The organism is Carnobacterium sp. CP1, from assembly GCF_001483965.1.
Taxonomy (GTDB): domain Bacteria; phylum Bacillota; class Bacilli; order Lactobacillales; family Carnobacteriaceae; genus Carnobacterium_A; species Carnobacterium_A antarcticum.
In genome coordinates, this window is the sequence record NZ_CP010796.1 from 1,131,303 (window position 1) to 1,149,389 (window position 18,087).

Below are 18,087 nucleotides of genomic sequence, written 5' to 3' on the forward strand. Positions count from 1 at the left end.
CATTTTTTATTGCAACCGCTACTTATCTTTAGTAAGATAATAAAGAATAAAGTTCGTTATCCTTTTCATCACAAAGACAAAAGAAAGAAGGATGTTCAAAATGACTAAATTACTAATTGTTAGGGCCCATCCATTAACCGGTGAGGTTTCACGTTCAATGAAAGTAACGGATGCTTTTGTTGAATCTTATAAAAAGAAAAATCCTGATCATGTTATAGAGGATACTAATTTATACGATATGGCTGTACCGGAAATTGACCGCAACTTGCTTGACGCTTGGGCTGCTCTTGGTTCTGGCACTCCATTTGATAAATTATCAGAAGTTCAACAGGAAAAAGTTACTTTATTCGGCAATTATACAGATAATTTTTTAACTGCCGATAAAGTCGTCGTAGCTAATCCTTTATGGAACTTAAATGTGCCAGCCCGGTTAAAAGCCTGGGTAGATACAATCAACGTTTCTGGGAAAACCTTTAAATACAATGAGTTGGGCCAACCAATCGGTCTGGCTGCAGATAAAAAAGTTTTGCACATTCAAGCCAGCGGCGGTACTTATGCCGGTCAAGATCCTGCCAGTATCTACATCAAAACTATTTTTAATTTTATTGGCGTTTCCGATTTTCATGAACTATTCGTAGAAGGAATGGATTTTGCTCCAGAAGACGCTCCAAAAATCGTTGCTGACGCAGTAGCAGAAGCAACAGCTTTAGGCCAAACCTTTTAACCAAATAATTCAAAAAAAAAAAGAACACCGAAAAATATTCCGGTGTTCTTTTTTTTAGATTATTTTTTCTTTTTTTTCCGTTTAAAGTGCTTCCTTTTTTCAATCGGAAGACTTGGCTCATAGGCCGGATTATAATCGTGTTCATATAAGCCGGAATGTTGTTGGTACCATTGGAAGAAATGCTCAAAAATAACTTTTAAGACTGCATATCCAGGAATCCCTAGAATCACTCCGGGAATACCGAACAATTTTCCTGAAGTTAACAACACCACAATAATGGTTACTGGGTGAATGTCTAAGTTGCTGCCTAAAATTTGAGGTTGAATAACTCGTCCTTCAATCATCTGTTCAATAGCAAAAACGATCAAAACTTTTGCTAACATCACAGGTGAGGCGACAAATGCGATGATCACGACGGGCACCATCGCCAGAAATGAACCTAAATAAGGAATCAAATTCAAAAAACCTGCCATAACAGCCAATGTTACCGCATATTCAAGACCCACAATAGCGAATCCAATCCAAAACATAAGAGCCACAAAAAATGCGACTAGCAGTTGTCCCCGAATGTATTGACTGATTTGTGTATTGATTTGGCTTAATAAATTATAGGTGTTTAACCGCATTTTTGTTGGGATAAACTTCATCATATGATACGGCAAATCGCGGCCGTCCTTTAATAAGTAGAATAAGATGAACGGCATAGTGATCAACGCTATAAAAACGTTCGTTACAGCTCCTACCACGCTTCCTATACCAGAAACAGTAGAATTCACTACATTTGTTGCCTGTTTAGAAATAGACGACATAATGTTTTGATTGATATCTGTCAGTTGTTCTTGGAACTGAGAAAAAACATCGCTTCTTACTAACGCATCGGCTTGGATGACAACACTTTCCCAGTACTGCGGCCAGTTTTTGATGATACTCAAGGTTTGTTCTTGAATAATCGGGATCAAGGTAGTCACGCCCCAAACAACCAAAGCAATAATCACTACAAAAATAATCAGAATACCGCCAACCCGTGGAACTTTTTTCATTTCTATCCAATCAACCAATGGATTTACTAAATAATACAAAATACCAGCCATTAGAAGAGGCAATCCGATCACCTCAATAAAACCTTTAAGGGGATCAAAGACATAAGTGATCTTTGAAAAAACCAATATATTCAGCAATATCAACAATGAGACCAATAAAATAGTCACCACTTTGTTATTTAAAAACCATCTCCAAAACCAAGTAGCAACAGTTTTGACTTTGACTTTTTCTTGTTCTTGTTCCATCCGGTTCTCCCCCCTCGGTTCCAGCGTTTATTTATTATTTTGCGTAATGAATAGTAGTACCAACCGCTACTTTTGGCAAAGTAAACGGTTCTAAGTAGATCCCGCTTGCTAATTTATCTTCCTCAGGAACTTCAGAGAAGTTTAAAGTTACGTGACCGATCGTATTTAGATTTTCATTGGCTAAAGCGCCTACTTCTAAAATAGTATAAACTTGTTCATCAAATGTAATGGTTTGACCTGGTTTTAAGTCCACTCTCTCTTTATCTTTTTCAAAAGACTGAATAATAGAAACCGTTCGAAGATCCTCCGTTGCTTGTTCTCCAAATAAAATAATAATAGGGTCTTTCTGAGTGATTGCGTGTTCGCCAATGGCGGTGATTTTTCCAACTAACATCCTATCCATTCCCTTCTTAAACTATACTTAACTTGTTACTCTATATTTTAACATAATTCAGGGTTTTAATGGTAAAGAAAGACACATTTTGTCTCGGGAGGTTTGAAGTTTGGCCCTTTTTTTAGTTTTTCAATCAATTTTTCCATACATTTGACCGAAACCGTTTGCCACCTGTTGAATGGACTGGTATGATAAATTTAGTGAATCATCGCTAACTATGCGATATTGGGGGTACTATTTTATGTCATCCAGCAAAGACATCCAATCTGAAGAAATCATTGAGCAACAACTTAAAACGATTAAACACCCTTCTTTTTCAATACGCAAAGAAGGCGATACAATTATGACCACTCTTTCCCTTTCGAAAGAGCAAACGCCCAGCTTAAAGGAATTCTATATCCTGCATAGAGAAACAGGGACTCGTTACCCTTTTTTAGCTGAGAAAACAGGCGAATCGACCTACCGTTTTACAGTTTCTATCCGCGAATTTATTCGCCAAAACACTTCAAAAAATCCAAAAGAACATTTTGAGTTTTATTTCGTTATCCAATATTTGGTGAATGACGAGTGGATTCAAAAAGAAGAACCGCTTTCGCTTGATTTATTTGATCATTTTGATTCGTTTGGTTTATCGCAATTTAAGGATGAAGACAATAATATTTATCCTTATTTCAGCCGCAAGACCCATGGCTTTTGTTTTACAGTAAATGTCCCTGTGCGCAGCATTCGTTATATCCATGCTAGTCAAATCAATAAAGTTGAAATCCAAAAAGGCCACTTACACGTTGCTGGCGAACTTATCACGACAGCGATAGCCATTAACCGCGTTGATACGATTATGGTGGGCCGCAAATCAGGTACTCAACGCACCATCCATTCCAATCATCAATTGAATCGCTTGGAAAACGGAACTCATCATTACTTTTACGACTATGAGATCGACGTTGCGTTAGATGACTTTGCCAAGGAATTATTTATTGACAACATTGGCGATGAAGATTTCGACTTTTACTTTGAAGTTTACTTAAATGGTCTGTTTGATCCAACTGTGGTACGCATAGCACACCCACAAGATTTAAAGTCTCGTAAGATTTATAAAGACTACGCTGTTGCATATGGCAAATGGGTTTATCTCTTTGCGCCTAACTTTACTGAACAGTATAACGGGTTAACCTTAGCTGCAACAAAGTACGCTAAAGAGGTTTATGAATATTATCGAGAGATCCAACCGTTTGCTCGTTTAATAAAACCTTTCTATACCGACCGAAAGATTTGGATCATCGGCGAAAAACCAATGGAAGCCCGCAATAACGGCTGGTACTACTTCCGTTACTTACGCGAAACCTATCCTGAACTAGACGTTTATTACGTTCTTGATCCAGATTCGCCTGATTATGAAAAAGTATGCGCTCTAGGGGAAGATCATGTCTTGCCCTTTAAATCGAAGAAATACATCCGAACATTATTGATGGCTCAAATCATTTTGACCTCTGAAGCGCCTTACCACATTTATCCAACGCGCAACCCGCTATGGATAGATACCATCGGTGCTAAACGCGTTCTTTTACAAAATAATGTTTTAGGACTGCAGCCAGTTAAAGCCTCTCTTGGTTTTGACACAAAGCAATTCGAGACAGACCTAGTACTTGTTAGTTCCAAAAACGAAAAGCGTTATGCTATTGAAACGCTGGATTATCCTGAACAGCAAGTAGCCATCACTGGTTTAGCTCGCTTTGATACTCTTTTAGAAGAAAAAGAAGGTGCTTTAAACACTCATCAACTTTTGATTTTCCCGACGGAACAAGAAACTGGACTGCATTATCAAACGGAAGCAATCGACCGAACGGCCAAGCGTTTTCTTAGTCTGTTAGACAACCCTGACTTTAAACGATTTAGTGCAGAACGCGATTTACAAGTGGTGGTCGCTTTGCCGCATGCCATGTTGCGTTACTTGAGCGACTTCTCTGCCTTAAATTGTCAGGTTCTGCTGCAAGAATATGTTGATGTTTTGCAGTTAGTCAAAGAAAGCAGCATTTTTATAACCGATTCTGATCCGCTTGCTTTTGATTTCAGTTTTTTAACGAAACCTGTTTATTTTTATCAGCCAGAGGTGGCTTTATCAGACACGACCAGCCCTATCGCTCCTCGTGAAATTTACTTAAATGAACTGCCGGGTGAGATCACTTCAAATGAAGAAAATCTTATTTATCTTCTAGAACAACTCGGTAAACCTCCTTTCAAACTGAATCGGAAAAATCGGAAAAAAGCCGATGCTTTGATCGAATACCGCGATACTCAATCGAACGAACGGATCTATGCAGCGGTTATGAAGCTGCTAAACTCGCGAAATGCAACGACCTAAACTTTTTCTGTGTTTCTCTTCTAGTTTTTGGGCTCTATAATATTTAGTGTTGGTGAACCAATCGGTTCACTGGCACTATTTTTTATTTTTAAATGAAAAAAGACCAGTGAACTCCTATAATTAAGTTACCACACAAAAGAATAGGAGAATTCACATGGCCTACACTCATTCTATAAAAAAACTGCTCAATATTAAAGACCCAAATATTTATTTATCTGAAGTTCCTGTTATGAAGGAAAAGAAAAAGGATCAAGAATGTCTGGTAGTGCATGGGAAATTGACCTATCGGCCTACCTGCTGTAAAGTGTGTGGTGTCAAAAACAACTCTCACCAGGATCTCATCAAACACGGCACAAAATGTTCTACACTCACACTGACTCATGTCAATTTCCAGCCTGTACTGTTCCGATTGAAAAAGCAGCGATTTCTTTGTAAGCACTGTGATTCGACTTTCATAGCGGAAACCTCCCTGGTCGATCGCCATTGCTTCATCTCTAATTCGATCAAGACAACTATTGCCATGGAATTGAAAGAGACACAATCCATGACACTTATCGCCCAGCACCTGTCCGTTTCTCCTCCTACTGTGATTCGGGTAATGCGCCAAGTGGGGGAGACGCTTGAACCAAACAATCAGGAACTGCCCCAACATCTTTCCATCGATGAATTCAAGTCGGTCAAGGATGTATCCGGAGCGATGAGCTTCCTGTTTATTAATGCGTCAACCCACCGGTTGACGGATGTTGTCGAGAATAGACAACTGCCTTACCTGCTGGATTATTTTATGCGGTATCCAGTAGAAGCAAGAAACAAAGTCAAAACGGTCACGATGGATATGTATTCACCCTATACACAGCTTGTGAGAGATTGTTTCCCCTACGCTAAAATCATCATTGACCGATTCCACATCGTTCAACATATGAATCGGGCTTTGAACAGCGAACGAATCAAGGTCATGAATGAACTGCGTTACACGAGGCCAAGGGATTATCGAAAATAAAAAAAACAATGGAAGTTGGTGCTTAAAAATGAAGACGATTTAGATTTTTCCCGTTATTTTACCCACCGGTTATATGAAGGGGCTGTTACTGAAAAAATGATGGCGGATTACCTTGTGCAACTTGATTCCAGACTTGAACGTGTCTATGCGCTTTTCAATCAATTGAAGTGGGCACTGGAACACCGTGATTTCAAGCGATTCAAAAGATATTTAGAAGAATCAAAAAAATATGCTTTACCAAGAAAAGCGAGAACTGTTCTTCAAACGTTTGAAAAATACCTGGAGCCCATTAAAAATGCGTTTGTGTACACTCTTTCCAATGGCCCCATTGAAGGAATGAATAATAAAATCAAGAACATCAAACGATCAGGGTATGGCTACCGAAATTTCTATAACCTGCGGGCCCGACTGTTGATTTCTTACCGATTGACCACTTCTAATTATCAACCTAGAGCTTTGTATTTTGAAGATGAAATAGCAGCATAAAATAAAAAGCCAAAGCGACGTAGTCGCTCTGACTTATTTGGCCCACCAACACTACTTGTCAAAGAGCCAGTTTTTGTTACTAGAAGGGGAACCTTTTTTTGAATTTGCAGGTTTTATTATCATTGTTTTTTCGTTCTATGCTATACTTAATTTATTACTGAATACGAAATCATTAGGAGGAAGTTCATATGAAAGAAACTATCTTTTTAGGAACCTATACTAAACGCGAAAGCAAAGGAATTTATCAAATCCAATTGGATACTGAAAAAAAAGAACTGACAAACTTACATTTTATTGCTAGAGCTGACAGCCCTACTTACCTCGCTTTATCAGGAAATAAAGAAATTTTATATGCCATTTCAAAAGAAAACGGCGAAGGCGGACTGGTCTCTTTTAAAAAGAATGAACGAGACGAATTTGTTCCTGTAGACGCTGTAACGGCTGAAGGAGCTCCTCCTTGCTATGTCAGTGTTGACGATGACCGTTCTTTTGTATATACCGCTAATTACCACAAAGGCGAGATCGCTGTTCTAAAAACTGATGCAGCAGGTCATTTAACGTTATTAGATACGGTTAAACATACCGGTTCTAGTATTCACGAAAACCAACAAAGCCCTCATGCTCACTATAGTGATTTAACACCTGACGGTACTTATTTGGTTGCTTGCGATTTAGGAACAGATGCCGTATACACGTATGCCATCAGTGAAAAAGGCAAATTAACTGAAGTGAGCCGCTTTGACACTGCGCCTGGGGCTGGCCCACGGCACTTAGTTTTTCATCCCAATGGAAAATTTGCCTATATCTTTGCTGAATTAAGCAGCGAGATCATTACCGTGAGTTATGAACCAGAAACAGGTGCTTTCTCGCATATCCAAACGCTCTCTACTATTCCAGTTGAATACACTGGTTTTAATGGCGGAGCAGCTATTCGCATTTCTAATGACGGCCGTTTTGTCTATGCTTCTAACCGTGGCCACGATTCAATCGCTGTCTTCGCTGTTTCAACTGAAGACGGGTCATTGAAACTGATCGAACGGGTTCCTTCTGAAGGACAAATTCCGCGTGACTTTGATTTAGACCCTTCTGGAAAATTCGCAGTGGTCGCACATCAAGATTCAGATAATTTAACGTTGTTTGAACGTAACGAAGAATCTGGAAAATTAACGTTGATTCAAAAAGACGTTTATGCACCTGAATGTGTTTGTGTATTTTTTGAATAAGCAGGACATAAAAAACAATAATAGAAACTCTTAGTGAGTTTTTATTATTGTTTTTTATTACTTCGACTTAATTTATCTCTAATTAAACTTATTTATTGTAAGTGCGTTTTTTCTATGTTACACTAAGATTAGCGCAGATCAAAACGATGAACCAACAATTGACCTATTTTGAAATAAAGGAGACTTAACAATGATTAAAGGAATTCATCATATTTCAGCTTTTACAAAATCAGCAACTGCGAACCATCATTTTTATACAGAAATTTTGGGATTACGATTTGTAAAAAATACTGTTAATCAGCAAGACACAAAAATCCGGCATCTTTTCTATGGAGATTATCAAGGCAATCCCGGTACACTTTTAACGTTTTTTGAATACAAGAATATTGGGCATGCCTATAATAAAAATAATTATTTTTCTACTGTTTTTTTAAACGTTCCAAAGGGAAGTTTAGCGTATTGGGAATCACGGTTAAATGACTATTCAATTGTAACAGAATACAATAGTTGCAAGCAGACTTTAGCTTTTGAAGACGATGATTCATTGCCTCTTGCATTCATTGAAACAGATGAAACTATTTTACCTGAAAATGCTACCCGACATTCTGATATACCTGTTGCCTATCAAATCATCGGTTTAGCTGAAGCTTCATTACGAGTTGAAGAACCGGAAAAAACATTAAATTTTTTAACGAATTTTTTAGGTTTAACAAGAACTAAAGCTATTGGACAAGTAGCCGATCCTGCTACTCATTTCCTGACTACAGTCAAACCTAGCTGCAGCACAGCGGTTACTAGAATGGGACGCGGAACGATTGACCACATTGCGTATTCCGTTGATTCTTCAGAAGCACTTGAAACGCTGCACCAAAAAGCTGAAGAATCTCAGTTAGATATTGAATTGTATGTTGAACGGGGTTATTTCAAGAGTCTTTACATTAAGGAACCCAATCACTTGCGAATAGAGATTGCGACCGAAGGACCTGGCTTTACATTAGATGAGCCAGTGGAAGAATTGGGAAAAAGCTTTTCTTTACCCCCTTTTTTAGAAAATAAACGAGCAGAAATCGAAGCTCAATTGGAGGATTTTTAATATGAACGAATTAAAAGGGATTCACCACGTCACCGCTATTACAAGCAGTGCAGAAAAAATTTATGATTTCTTTACCTCTGTCTTAAGTTTGCGACTAGTCAAAAAAACCGTCAATCAAGACGATATCCAAACCTATCATCTCTTTTTTGCAGATGATCAAGGCAGTGCCGGAACCGATATGACCTTTTTTGATTTTCCGGGTACCCCTAAAGGGATCAAAGGGACGAATGATATCTCTAAGACTTCTTTTCGTGTCCCAAGCGATGCTGCATTGGATTATTGGATCAAGCGTTTTGCTAAATATGATGTAAAGCATACCGGTATCAAGGAACAATTTGGTGTTAAAACAATATCTTTTGAAGACTTTGATGAACAACACTATCAATTGATTTCCGATGAAAACAATACCGGTATCGGTTCTGGAGCGCCTTGGCATAAAGGTCCCGTTCCTGATGAATTTGCTATTACTGGCTTAGGACCCGTTTTTGTACGTATCGCTAACTTCGACTTTTTAAAAGAAGTTCTCGAAAAAGTTCTCCTTTTCAAAGAAATTGCCCAAGAAGGCGACTTTCATTTATTTGAAGTTGGAAAAGGCGGTAACGGAGCGCAAATGATCGTTGAACACAACCAAGTTTTGCCGCAAGCTCAACAAGGTTATGGCAGTGTGCATCACTTAGCTTTCCGTGTGGAAAATCGGGCTGCTCTAGATGAATGGGTCGAACGAATGGCGCAATTCCGATTCCCAACTTCTGGCTATGTCGACCGCTTCTATTTTGAATCGCTCTACGCCCGTATTGCACAAGGCATCTTGTTTGAATTTGCAACCGACGGTCCTGGCTTTATTGATGATGAAGAAAGTTATGAAACCCTTGGCGAAAAATTGGCTTTGCCGCCAGCTTTCCGTAATAAGCGTGCTGAAATCGAAAAACTTGTGCGTCCGATCGACACGGTTCGCAGCAACAAAGTCTTTGAAAAAGAATACCTGTAAGACAAAAAAGGTGTAACTTGGATTAGTTTACAGAAATACAACTATTAACTGAATTCCGCAGTCACGAATGCTTTTGATTTTTCAAGAAGCAGACTGCGGATTTTGTTTTAACAGGAAAAAAGGATGGGATTTATGTGCTTCATTTTACATCAGCTCAATTAACTAAAAAACAACAATACAAGTTTATCAGCGGCAGTGTGATTCCTCGCCCAATTGCTTGGGTTACGACTTTATCAAAAAACGGCGAGGTCGTTAATGCTGCTCCTTTCAGTTTTTTCAGTGCTGCCTCTAATGAACTGCCATTACTAACTGTAGCTATTTTACGAAAATCAGGCGAAATCAAAGATACGGCGCGCAACATTTTAGACCGTGGAGAAGCTGTCGTTCATATCGTAGATTATGATTTGGTTGAAGAAATGAATCGGACCTCTGCTCCTTTAGCCCCTGATGAAAGCGAGCTTGAACGGACAAATTTAACCTTGATAGACAGCCACACGGTCAGCGTTCCAACGATCAAAGAAGCTAAAATCCATTTTGAAGGAACAGTGCATCAATATGTTCCAATCGAAGATGATCATGGAACTGTGGTCACTGACCTCTTCATCATTCGTGTAACAGATTTCTTCTTTGATGAAACTGTGTTTGATTTAGCTAAAGAGTATATTCTCACAGGAAATTTAAATCCTGTTGCTCGTTTAGCTGGTGATCAGTATGCAACATTGAATGAAGAGTATACACTTGTTAGACCAGCTAAATAAAAAGGCTCTTTATCAAATCGTGTTGGTGTCTCTTAGATTGAAATTTCCTTCGGAACTTACGTGTTTGCTTGTAGAAAGCCATTGGACCGCCTGGAGCCCCTTTGGGTCTCCAGGTTTTCAAGCCTCAAACGAAGCGTAAACGCTTCGTTTGAGGCTTGAATCCTTTTCATGGCTACAAGCAGCCACTATTCCTCCAAGAATTTCAAGATTGCAGCATATAGTCATTTCACTTACCAACACCCAAAATGATAGAACCAATAAAAAAAAAGGCCAGAGAAAAGAGTTGCTTTTTCTCTGGCCTTTTTATTTTTTCTATTTTTATGCGTTAGCTGTAACCGATCCTATTTCTGCAGCAGTTGAAACATCGCCTGAAGCAGACAAGTTGAAATCAGATACTTTGTCCATATTTGTAAAGACAACGACCATTGCATTGTCTTTTCCAGCTGCTTCTAATGCAGCTAAGTCAACGGTAGATATAACGGTTTCCGGTGTCACTTGGTCGCCTTCTTTAACGACTGTTTCAAAAGGTCCGCCGCTTAATTCTACTGTGTCTAGCCCCATGTGGAGTAAAATTTCTACGCCGTTTTCAAGTAAAAGGCCTACTGCGTGTTGTGTTGGAAACACACTTAGTACTTTACCTGCTGCTGGTGAAGTGATTTTTCCATCTGTTGGAATAACCGCAAAACCATCGCCCATCATTTTTTGTGAAAAGACAGGGTCAGCAACTTCCTCAATTGGGATCAATTTCCCATTTGCTGGTGCGTATAATTTTACTGGACTATTTTCAGGTGTTGTATCTTTTTTCTTTAAAAAATCAAACATTCCCATGTATATCCATCTCCTTAGAAATTCTATAATTCTTCCCATTAATTTATCCCAATGAAAAGGCTCACTTTATGATACCATAAAGCTCTTTGTTTTTGAAGATAAACGGCACCCTTTCCATTTTTTGTTTATTGGAACCCGGAGCCATCTTTCTTTTTCTATTAGCAGTTATTATCGAACGGCTGAGCTTATAGATACTTCTTAAATCAAGTCTTCTTTTTATCCCCTTTTCGGCTGCTCTTTATTAAAATTGTGCTATAGTTAGATAAGGAAAATTTTGAAAGGAGTTCTTATCTATGAAAAAAGCAAAAGGCCTTATCTTAGCTGGCTTGATTGCCGCTGTTTCTACAGTATTGGGAAACTTTTTCCCCATTATCGGCAGTGCTGTTTTCGCTATCATTATTGGGCTAGTGCTCAAAAACACGGTTGGAGTCGGAGAGGATTTTCAACCCGGAATCAAATTTTCAGCAAAAAAAGTTTTGCAGTGGTCCATTATTTTACTAGGTTTTAGTTTGAATATCCAAGATATCGGCAAAACAGGCGCAACTTCTATCAGTGTCACGCTAGTTACCATTGCTGTTGCTTTCATTGTCGCTTTTTTAGTTGGTAAATGGTTGAAAATTCCAACGAATCTAAAAATCTTAGTCGGCGTAGGCACAGCTATCTGCGGGGGTTCTGCGATTGCTGCCGTTGCTCCGATTATTGAGGCGGATGATGATGAAGTTGCCCTTTCCGTTTCCACTATTTTTCTATTTAACATTCTGGCCGTTTTTCTGTTTCCGTTTTTCGGGCATTTAATGCAGTTGTCTGATGCTGGTTTTGGTTTATGGGCTGGAACAGCAATCAATGATACTTCTTCCGTTGTTGCTGCTGGGTATAGTTTTAGTGAAACAGCGGGTGATTATGCCACTATTGTTAAACTGACACGTGCTACACTGATCATTCCCGTTTCTTTAGTGATTGCGGGTATTCAAATTTTCAAGAAAAAGAAAACCAGTGATACCGTTTCGATCAAACAAATCTTCCCTTGGTTTATTCTATGGTTTTTAGTTGCTTCCATTATCAGCAGTACTGGAATATTACCGGCTGGGTTTATTGCTGCAGCAAAATGGGCTTCTCGCTTTATGATCGCCATGGCTTTAGGATCAATTGGTTTAACAGCTAATGTAAAAGATATGCTAAAAACAGGTACTAAGCCCGTTCTATTAGGTTTGATCACCTGGTTCTTTGTGGCTGTCAGCAGTTTATTGGTTCAAATGATTTACGGACAGCTCTAACCTTTTTTCACTGACTAAAAGAAAATGAGCTCTCTAGAGAATAAGATTCTAATAAAAAGGAGATATTTTACTTAATTCATTTGGAAGTTTAATAAAATTTCGGTATACTTATTTTTGTGTCTTGATAGAATGAAAGAGTCGAAAGGAGTACAACATGGTTTTCATTGAATTATTAAAAGCGATTTTCTTAGGAATCGTTGAGGGAATTACTGAATGGCTGCCAATCAGCAGTACCGGCCATATGATTTTAGTGGAGGAATTCATTCAGTTGGATGCTTCTCCAGCATTTAAAGAAATGTTTTTTGTTGTGATTCAGTTAGGAGCTATTTTAGCAGTTGTTTTGCTTTTCTTCCATAAACTAAATCCATTTTCACCAAAAAAAACAACACAAGAAAAAAAAGATACGATGTCTATTTGGTATAAAGTTATCGTTGGAGTATTGCCTGCAGCTGTTTTAGGCTTATTGTTTGATGATTGGTTGAACGAACACTTATACAATTATTTAACAGTTGCCATCATGCTGATCGTTTATGGAGTACTCTTTATTGTGATTGAAAACCGGAATGCTGGACGTGAAGGTTCTATTAAAACCTTCAAAGATTTAACATATAAAACGGCTTTCTTGATCGGGATGTTCCAAGTCCTATCGTTGATCCCAGGAACGTCACGTTCAGGAGCAACGATTTTAGGTGCTATCTTATTAGGCTCTTCTCGTTACATTGCTGCAGAATATTCTTTCTTCTTATCTATTCCAGTTATGTTCGGTGCCAGTGCATTAAAACTTGTTAAATTTGGCTTTAACTTTACGGGCATGGAGATCGGTATCTTAGTGACCGGGATGGTCGTAGCCTTCCTTGTTTCAGTTTTGGCTATCAAATTCTTGTTGGGGTACATTAAAAATAATGACTTCAAAGCATTTGGTTGGTATCGAATTGTCTTAGGGATATTAGTTATTGGTTACTTTGCTTTATTTGGTTAATAAAAAAGAGGTTCCTCATTTGCTTTTTCAGCAAATGGAGAACCTCTTTTTTTATGCTTCTAAATCATGAGACAAACTCCGAATAGCTTCTTTTGATTTTTCTAAGTTCTCAATCGTTGTATCATAATACTTGGTGGCAAAATCGTAGAACAATAAATCAACAGCATACATTTGTGCTAATAATGAAACAGTGGCGCCGCTTCGCAAAGGCGCTTCATGACTGTTAGCTGTCTTTAACGAAATGTCTGCTAATTGACTTAATGTATTCGTCGTTTCTTTCGTTAATGAAATGGTTTTTATTCCGAGTTTCTTAGCCGTTTTCATCAAAGCGATAACCTCTTGTTTCTCGCCGCTATTAGAAACGCCTAAAAATACTGCATTTTCTTCCGTCACCGACATAGATGTCACAAGCAGATGCTGATCTTGCGAGCAGATGATCGATTTACCGATCCGGCTGAACTTTTGCTGCAAGTCCAAAGCCACTAAATGAGAAGCCCCGATTCCATAAGTATAGATTACTTTGCTCTCATTAAACCATTGGGTGACTTGCGCTACGCAATCGGCCTTTAGAGTCTGGTTGGTTTCTTTAAAAACATGATGAGTCTGCATTAAAAACTTCTTTTTGATTTGATCCAACTCTTCATTCGGTTGAATTTCACTGTACAATTTTTCTTGGATCCCTTGAGTATCCGCTGATAAATTTAACTTTAACTGAGTAAACCCTTTTAACCCGATCGAATGACAAAAGCGGATAACCGCTGCAGAGCTGGAACCGGCTTGCAAGGCTAAACTCGTGGCATTCATTTGAATCACAGCTGCTGGATCAGCTAAGATCGTAGCCGCAATTTTTTTTTCTGATTGAGGCAGATCAGCCATTTTTTCTTTGATCCTAAATAAAAGATTGCTCTGCATAAGACCTCTCCTTTCATTTCAGTAAAAAGAAGGACCTCTAAATCAACAGACTTAGAGGCCTTTTATCGATTCTTTTAACTGTCTTATCTTACAACACTTGTTTCTTCCAGGTCAACCATCTCTGGGTTTGCTGTTTCAGTTGAAGGCAATTCTGACGGTTCCATTGCTTCTTTAGGAACTCCGAATAAATAGGTCGCCACAAATCCTCCAGCATAAGCCGCTGCTAATCCTAGTGCATAACCCCACCATAAGTTATTAGCAATCAACGGCAATAAAGCCACACCTGATGGTCCAATCGCTGTTGCTCCAATTCCGCCAATTGCGCCAATCACAGCTCCACCGATACCTCCACCAATACAAGCAGTGATAAACGGACGACCTAATGGCAATGTTACTGCATAAATCAGCGGTTCTCCAATCCCTAAAATCCCAACAGGCAAAGATCCTTTGATCATATTCGTCAACTGTTTATTTTTACGGCATTTTACCCAAAGAGCTACTGCTGCTCCAACTTGTCCGCCGCCTGCCATTGCCAGAATCGGCAAAAGCAATGTCATGCCTTGTGTCGAAATCATTTCGATATGAATCGGTGTCAATATCTGATGAAGTCCGAACATAACCATCGGTAAGAACGTTGCCCCTAAAACAAATCCGGCAAATGCGCCGCCAACATTCAAGACCCAAGTGATCGCTCCAACTAGGCTAGATGAGATAACACCCGCAATCGGCATGATCAAGAAAATCGTTACAAGTCCAATAACTAATAAAGCAATCGTTGGTGTCACAATAACATCAATTGAATCAGGAATGAATTTACGCAACCATTTTTCAACAATCGCTAAAAGAAAGACTGCAAAGATAACGCCAATGATTCCACCTTGACCTGCAGCTAAATCGCCGCCTGTAAAAATATTTGGCAAAGGCAGTTCTGGGTCCATCCCGGTTAGATAGATGATTCCAGCCACGACTCCTCCGAGTCCTTCGGTTGCTCCAAATACTTTTGCAGCATTGATCCCGACATAGATATTTAAATAAGCAAACAGCCCATTTTTAATAATGTTTAATACAACAACCATGGTTACCCATGTTTCTCCGCTCAACGTCTCCGCTGTCAGCATGTTTTGCATGACAGAGGCGATTCCGCCGATGATCCCCGCACCAACAAATGCTGGAATTAACGGAACAAAGATGTTAGCGATCGACTTTAGTGCTCGTTTAAAAGGGGTATTGTTCTTTTTCTTCTGATCGGCTTTCGTGATTGCGGCTTTTCTTTCTGCTTCTTCGCGGCCAGACAAAGGACCGCTGGATGCTGCTTGAGTCGGAATCGTTTCGCCTAAACGTACACCGGCCATACTGACCATTTCATTGGCAACTTTATTAACAATGCCTGGGCCTAATACAACTTGCAATGTATCATCTTCAACAACTCCCATGACGCCGTCTATTTTTTTTAATCCGTCTAGATCAACGCTTTCATTGTCTTTGATGTCCATTCGTACTCGTGTCATACAGTGAATCACTTTATTAACATTTCCCATACCGCCAACTTGCGCATAGATTTCTCTAGCTAAACGCTGTACTTTTGTTTCAGCCATTTTTATATCCTCCTAGGTTAGCATTCTTATGCAATTGTTTTACGGATAAATCCTTTGGCAGTCGTTAACTTTTCACTGGCTTCTTCCTTGGATGAGTCAGTCAAAATCATAACGATTGCTAATTTTACTTGATGATTTGCTGCTTCAAACATTTCGCTTGCGACGTCATAAGAACACTCCGTCGCTTCCATAATTATACGCTTGGCACGTTCTTCTAATTTTTTATTAGACGGCTTTACATCTACCATTAAATTCTGGTAAACTTTTCCGATTCCCACCATAGCACCTGTCGATAGCATATTTAATACTAATTTTTGGGCTGTTCCTGATTTCAAGCGTGTGGACCCTGTCAGAATTTCTGGTCCAACTTCAACCTCAATAGGCAGCTTAGCAAATGCACTGATCTCAGCATCTTTATTACATGAAATCGTAGCCGTCATTGCTCCAATTTGATCCGCATACTCCAATCCGCCGATCACATAAGGCGTTCGACCGCTAGCTGCGATCCCGACAACAACATCTCTCTCAGTTAAATCAATCGCTTTCAAATCTTGTGCTCCTAATTCTTTTGAATCTTCAGCACCTTCCACAGCTACTGTCATCGCTTTCATTCCACCGGCAATCAATCCTTGCACCATGCTCGGGTCCACACTGAACGTCGGTACGCATTCAGCTGCATCCAGTACCCCTAAACGGCCGCTCGTTCCGGCTCCCATATAAATTAAACGTCCTTCTTGATTAAATGATTGTATAATAGCATCTACTACTTTAGTGATTTGCGGAATTTCAAGCGAGACTGCCTTGGCAACCGTTTGGTCCTCTCGGTTCATGACCTGCAAAAATTCTGCTGTGGATAATTTATCTAACTCCATCGTTTGCTCATTTCTTGTTTCTGTTGCTAATTTACCTAAATCCATTCTCATAAACTCCTCTTTTTAATTCTCACTCAATTGAATCTCGAACTGTTGGCCAGCAGTACACCAATCCAATAATGATGTATCCTCTGGAATAATCTGAGCCACAACATTTACTTTCTCATCGGCCGATAACTGACGAACCACTACTTGAATTTCACCCATGTAGCGGCCGTAAAGCTGGTTATCCAAAGTAATACTGCCTTTGGGCCGAGGCTTCGGATCTTCAGGTAGAACCGTGCTTATTTTCTTGAATCGAGCATCCGCACTACGCAATACATCTCGTGCTGGATCCCAACGATTCTGATGGTGGCCTAAAACAGCCTGTGTGTAAGCAGAGTCTTTTTCAGGTGCGGCAAACAGCAGCAAATGATCCTTATTAAAATAAGCCTCAAATTGCCGTTGTGTTTTATCGTCTATTTTTGGATCGCCGATATAGACATCCTCTACTAAACAGTCCCTAAGCAATTCAAGTGTTGCTGCCAACGGGTGCATATGACGTTGTTTCTCGAGCGTCGGCAAACTCTCAAACAAAGGCCCTCTTAATTCTGCATTTCCAGGAACAAAAGCCATTACACGAAATCCTAATTGTTTCAGCCAACTGTTTTTAGCAATAAAATCAACTTTAGCCAATCCTGTTTCCGGCCTTGGATAATAATTATGCCATGCTTCCAATTGTTGAAAATCAGCTTCAGCGGCTCTTAGCTCTGCCACATCTTTATCGGTGATCGTACTAGCGTTCAGCGAGATCTTCATGACTTTTGATAAATCAGCAATAACTCGATTCGAAATGCCATAATCTATTCGTAAACCTGTGATACCTGTCGCGGTTATTTCTGCCGGATCATCAAAAGACAAACCAATTTTGGTTAAAGCAGATCCTGAAATATCCACCATCAATTCCATACCTAATTTTTTAGACCACTCTCCTAATGTGATCAATCGTTTTAGGTACTGTGTGCTGTCGTCTTCTGGAATATGCAGCGAAGAAAAAATACCTTTAAATCCGATGTTTTTCATTGTGACGAGATAGTCTTTTGTCTCCTCGCTTAAATCTTCTCCAAGGAAGACTGAAACACCTAGCATAGAACCCCTCCTTTGAAAACGTTTTATTTGATAAATCCATCATACCATGTTGAAATAATATTTCAAGTTTTTTCTATCAAAAAATAAATTTTGGACCAATTGTCTATTGAAGCCTATAAATTCCTTTTAGGTAAAGCTATTAACAACCTATACCACATAATTAAAGTTCAACACTCACTTTTTTA

Annotated in this window: 15 protein-coding genes and 1 pseudogene; 9 read left to right on the plus strand and 7 right to left on the minus strand. The window is 39.2% G+C overall.

Going from position 1 to position 18,087, the window contains the following annotated elements:
- The first annotated feature begins 100 nt into the window (after nt 1-100).
- Nucleotides 101-724, plus strand: a complete 624-nt coding sequence (locus tag NY10_RS05385; RefSeq protein ID WP_058919003.1) for an FMN-dependent NADH-azoreductase — start codon at nt 101-103, stop codon at nt 722-724.
- A 59-nt stretch (nt 725-783) separates the two neighbouring features.
- On the opposite strand, the gene NY10_RS05390 is transcribed toward NY10_RS05385, so the two are convergent.
- Both NY10_RS05390 and NY10_RS05395 read right to left on the minus strand, forming a co-directional pair.
- Nucleotides 784-2,010, minus strand: coding sequence for an AI-2E family transporter (locus tag NY10_RS05390; protein WP_058919004.1), 1,227 nt, complete (start codon nt 2,008-2,010; stop codon nt 784-786).
- A 34-nt stretch (nt 2,011-2,044) separates the two neighbouring features.
- Nucleotides 2,045-2,413 (minus strand): PTS glucitol/sorbitol transporter subunit IIA, encoded by a 369-nt coding sequence (locus tag NY10_RS05395; protein ID WP_376821374.1) that lies wholly within the window; start codon nt 2,411-2,413, stop codon nt 2,045-2,047.
- Between the two features lie 232 nt (nt 2,414-2,645).
- Between NY10_RS05395 and NY10_RS05400 the strand changes: the two genes are divergently transcribed.
- The 6 genes and pseudogenes from NY10_RS05400 (at nt 2,646) to NY10_RS05430 (ending at nt 10,314) form a co-directional block, all read left to right on the plus strand.
- Nucleotides 2,646-4,766 carry a CDP-glycerol glycerophosphotransferase family protein gene (locus NY10_RS05400; RefSeq protein WP_058919006.1) on the plus strand — a complete coding sequence of 707 codons (2,121 nt, stop codon included), beginning with the start codon at nt 2,646-2,648 and terminating at the stop codon, nt 4,764-4,766.
- A gap of 229 nt (nt 4,767-4,995) precedes the next feature.
- Nucleotides 4,996-6,252: pseudogene (locus NY10_RS12415) on the plus strand (ISL3 family transposase).
- A gap of 188 nt (nt 6,253-6,440) precedes the next feature.
- Nucleotides 6,441-7,475, plus strand: a complete 1,035-nt coding sequence (locus NY10_RS05415) for a lactonase family protein (protein ID WP_058919008.1) — start codon at nt 6,441-6,443, stop codon at nt 7,473-7,475.
- Between the two features lie 190 nt (nt 7,476-7,665).
- The gene (locus NY10_RS05420; protein WP_058919009.1) at nt 7,666-8,568 is read left to right on the plus strand and encodes a VOC family protein; all 903 of its coding nucleotides are present in this window, start codon (nt 7,666-7,668) and stop codon (nt 8,566-8,568) included.
- Between the two features lies 1 nt (nt 8,569).
- Nucleotides 8,570-9,556, plus strand: coding sequence for a ring-cleaving dioxygenase (locus NY10_RS05425; RefSeq protein ID WP_058919010.1), 987 nt, complete (start codon nt 8,570-8,572; stop codon nt 9,554-9,556).
- A 134-nt stretch (nt 9,557-9,690) separates the two neighbouring features.
- On the plus strand, nt 9,691-10,314 hold the full coding sequence (locus NY10_RS05430) for a flavin reductase family protein (protein ID WP_058919011.1): 624 nt from the start codon (nt 9,691-9,693) through the stop codon (nt 10,312-10,314).
- 318 nt (nt 10,315-10,632) lie between these two features.
- Here the strand turns inward: NY10_RS05430 and NY10_RS05435 are convergent, their stop codons facing one another.
- Entirely contained in the window at nt 10,633-11,136 is a 504-nt protein-coding gene (locus NY10_RS05435; RefSeq protein WP_058920252.1) for a PTS sugar transporter subunit IIA, read from the minus strand.
- A gap of 299 nt (nt 11,137-11,435) precedes the next feature.
- Between NY10_RS05435 and NY10_RS05440 the strand changes: the two genes are divergently transcribed.
- On the plus strand, nt 11,436-12,416 hold the full coding sequence (locus tag NY10_RS05440) for a YeiH family protein (RefSeq protein ID WP_058919012.1): 981 nt from the start codon (nt 11,436-11,438) through the stop codon (nt 12,414-12,416).
- A 154-nt stretch (nt 12,417-12,570) separates the two neighbouring features.
- The gene (locus tag NY10_RS05445; RefSeq protein ID WP_058919013.1) at nt 12,571-13,395 is read left to right on the plus strand and encodes an undecaprenyl-diphosphate phosphatase; all 825 of its coding nucleotides are present in this window, start codon (nt 12,571-12,573) and stop codon (nt 13,393-13,395) included.
- Between the two features lie 51 nt (nt 13,396-13,446).
- Here the strand turns inward: NY10_RS05445 and NY10_RS05450 are convergent, their stop codons facing one another.
- From NY10_RS05450 to NY10_RS05465, 4 genes are all read right to left on the minus strand, one after another.
- Nucleotides 13,447-14,307 (minus strand): MurR/RpiR family transcriptional regulator, encoded by an 861-nt coding sequence (locus NY10_RS05450; protein WP_058919014.1) that lies wholly within the window; start codon nt 14,305-14,307, stop codon nt 13,447-13,449.
- Nucleotides 14,308-14,390: 83 nt separating this feature from the next.
- Entirely contained in the window at nt 14,391-15,902 is a 1,512-nt protein-coding gene (locus NY10_RS05455; protein WP_058919015.1) for a PTS transporter subunit EIIC, read from the minus strand.
- 26 nt (nt 15,903-15,928) lie between these two features.
- Nucleotides 15,929-16,819 (minus strand): N-acetylmuramic acid 6-phosphate etherase, encoded by an 891-nt coding sequence (murQ, locus tag NY10_RS05460; RefSeq protein WP_058919016.1) that lies wholly within the window; start codon nt 16,817-16,819, stop codon nt 15,929-15,931.
- An 18-nt stretch (nt 16,820-16,837) separates the two neighbouring features.
- A complete protein-coding gene (locus NY10_RS05465; RefSeq protein WP_058919017.1) occupies nt 16,838-17,902 on the minus strand; it encodes a DUF871 domain-containing protein in 1,065 nt (354 codons plus the stop codon).
- Nucleotides 17,903-18,087 lie beyond the last annotated feature (185 nt).

Bases quoted from the DNA above. Each gene is read 5' to 3' on its own strand.
- NY10_RS05385 (WP_058919003.1), top strand. From the start codon at position 101: ATGACTAAATTACTAATTGTTAGGGCCCATCCATTAACCGGTGAGGTT.
- NY10_RS05390 (WP_058919004.1), bottom strand. From the start codon at position 2,010: ATGGAACAAGAACAAGAAAAAGTCAAAGTCAAAACTGTTGCTACTTGG.
- NY10_RS05395 (WP_376821374.1), bottom strand. From the start codon at position 2,413: ATGGATAGGATGTTAGTTGGAAAAATCACCGCCATTGGCGAACACGCA.
- NY10_RS05400 (WP_058919006.1), top strand. From the start codon at position 2,646: ATGTCATCCAGCAAAGACATCCAATCTGAAGAAATCATTGAGCAACAA.
- NY10_RS05415 (WP_058919008.1), top strand. From the start codon at position 6,441: ATGAAAGAAACTATCTTTTTAGGAACCTATACTAAACGCGAAAGCAAA.
- NY10_RS05420 (WP_058919009.1), top strand. From the start codon at position 7,666: ATGATTAAAGGAATTCATCATATTTCAGCTTTTACAAAATCAGCAACT.
- NY10_RS05425 (WP_058919010.1), top strand. From the start codon at position 8,570: ATGAACGAATTAAAAGGGATTCACCACGTCACCGCTATTACAAGCAGT.
- NY10_RS05435 (WP_058920252.1), bottom strand. From the start codon at position 11,136: ATGTTTGATTTTTTAAAGAAAAAAGATACAACACCTGAAAATAGTCCA.
- NY10_RS05440 (WP_058919012.1), top strand. From the start codon at position 11,436: ATGAAAAAAGCAAAAGGCCTTATCTTAGCTGGCTTGATTGCCGCTGTT.
- NY10_RS05445 (WP_058919013.1), top strand. From the start codon at position 12,571: ATGGTTTTCATTGAATTATTAAAAGCGATTTTCTTAGGAATCGTTGAG.
- NY10_RS05450 (WP_058919014.1), bottom strand. From the start codon at position 14,307: ATGCAGAGCAATCTTTTATTTAGGATCAAAGAAAAAATGGCTGATCTG.
- NY10_RS05455 (WP_058919015.1), bottom strand. From the start codon at position 15,902: ATGGCTGAAACAAAAGTACAGCGTTTAGCTAGAGAAATCTATGCGCAA.
- murQ (WP_058919016.1), bottom strand. From the start codon at position 16,819: ATGGATTTAGGTAAATTAGCAACAGAAACAAGAAATGAGCAAACGATG.
- NY10_RS05465 (WP_058919017.1), bottom strand. From the start codon at position 17,902: ATGCTAGGTGTTTCAGTCTTCCTTGGAGAAGATTTAAGCGAGGAGACA.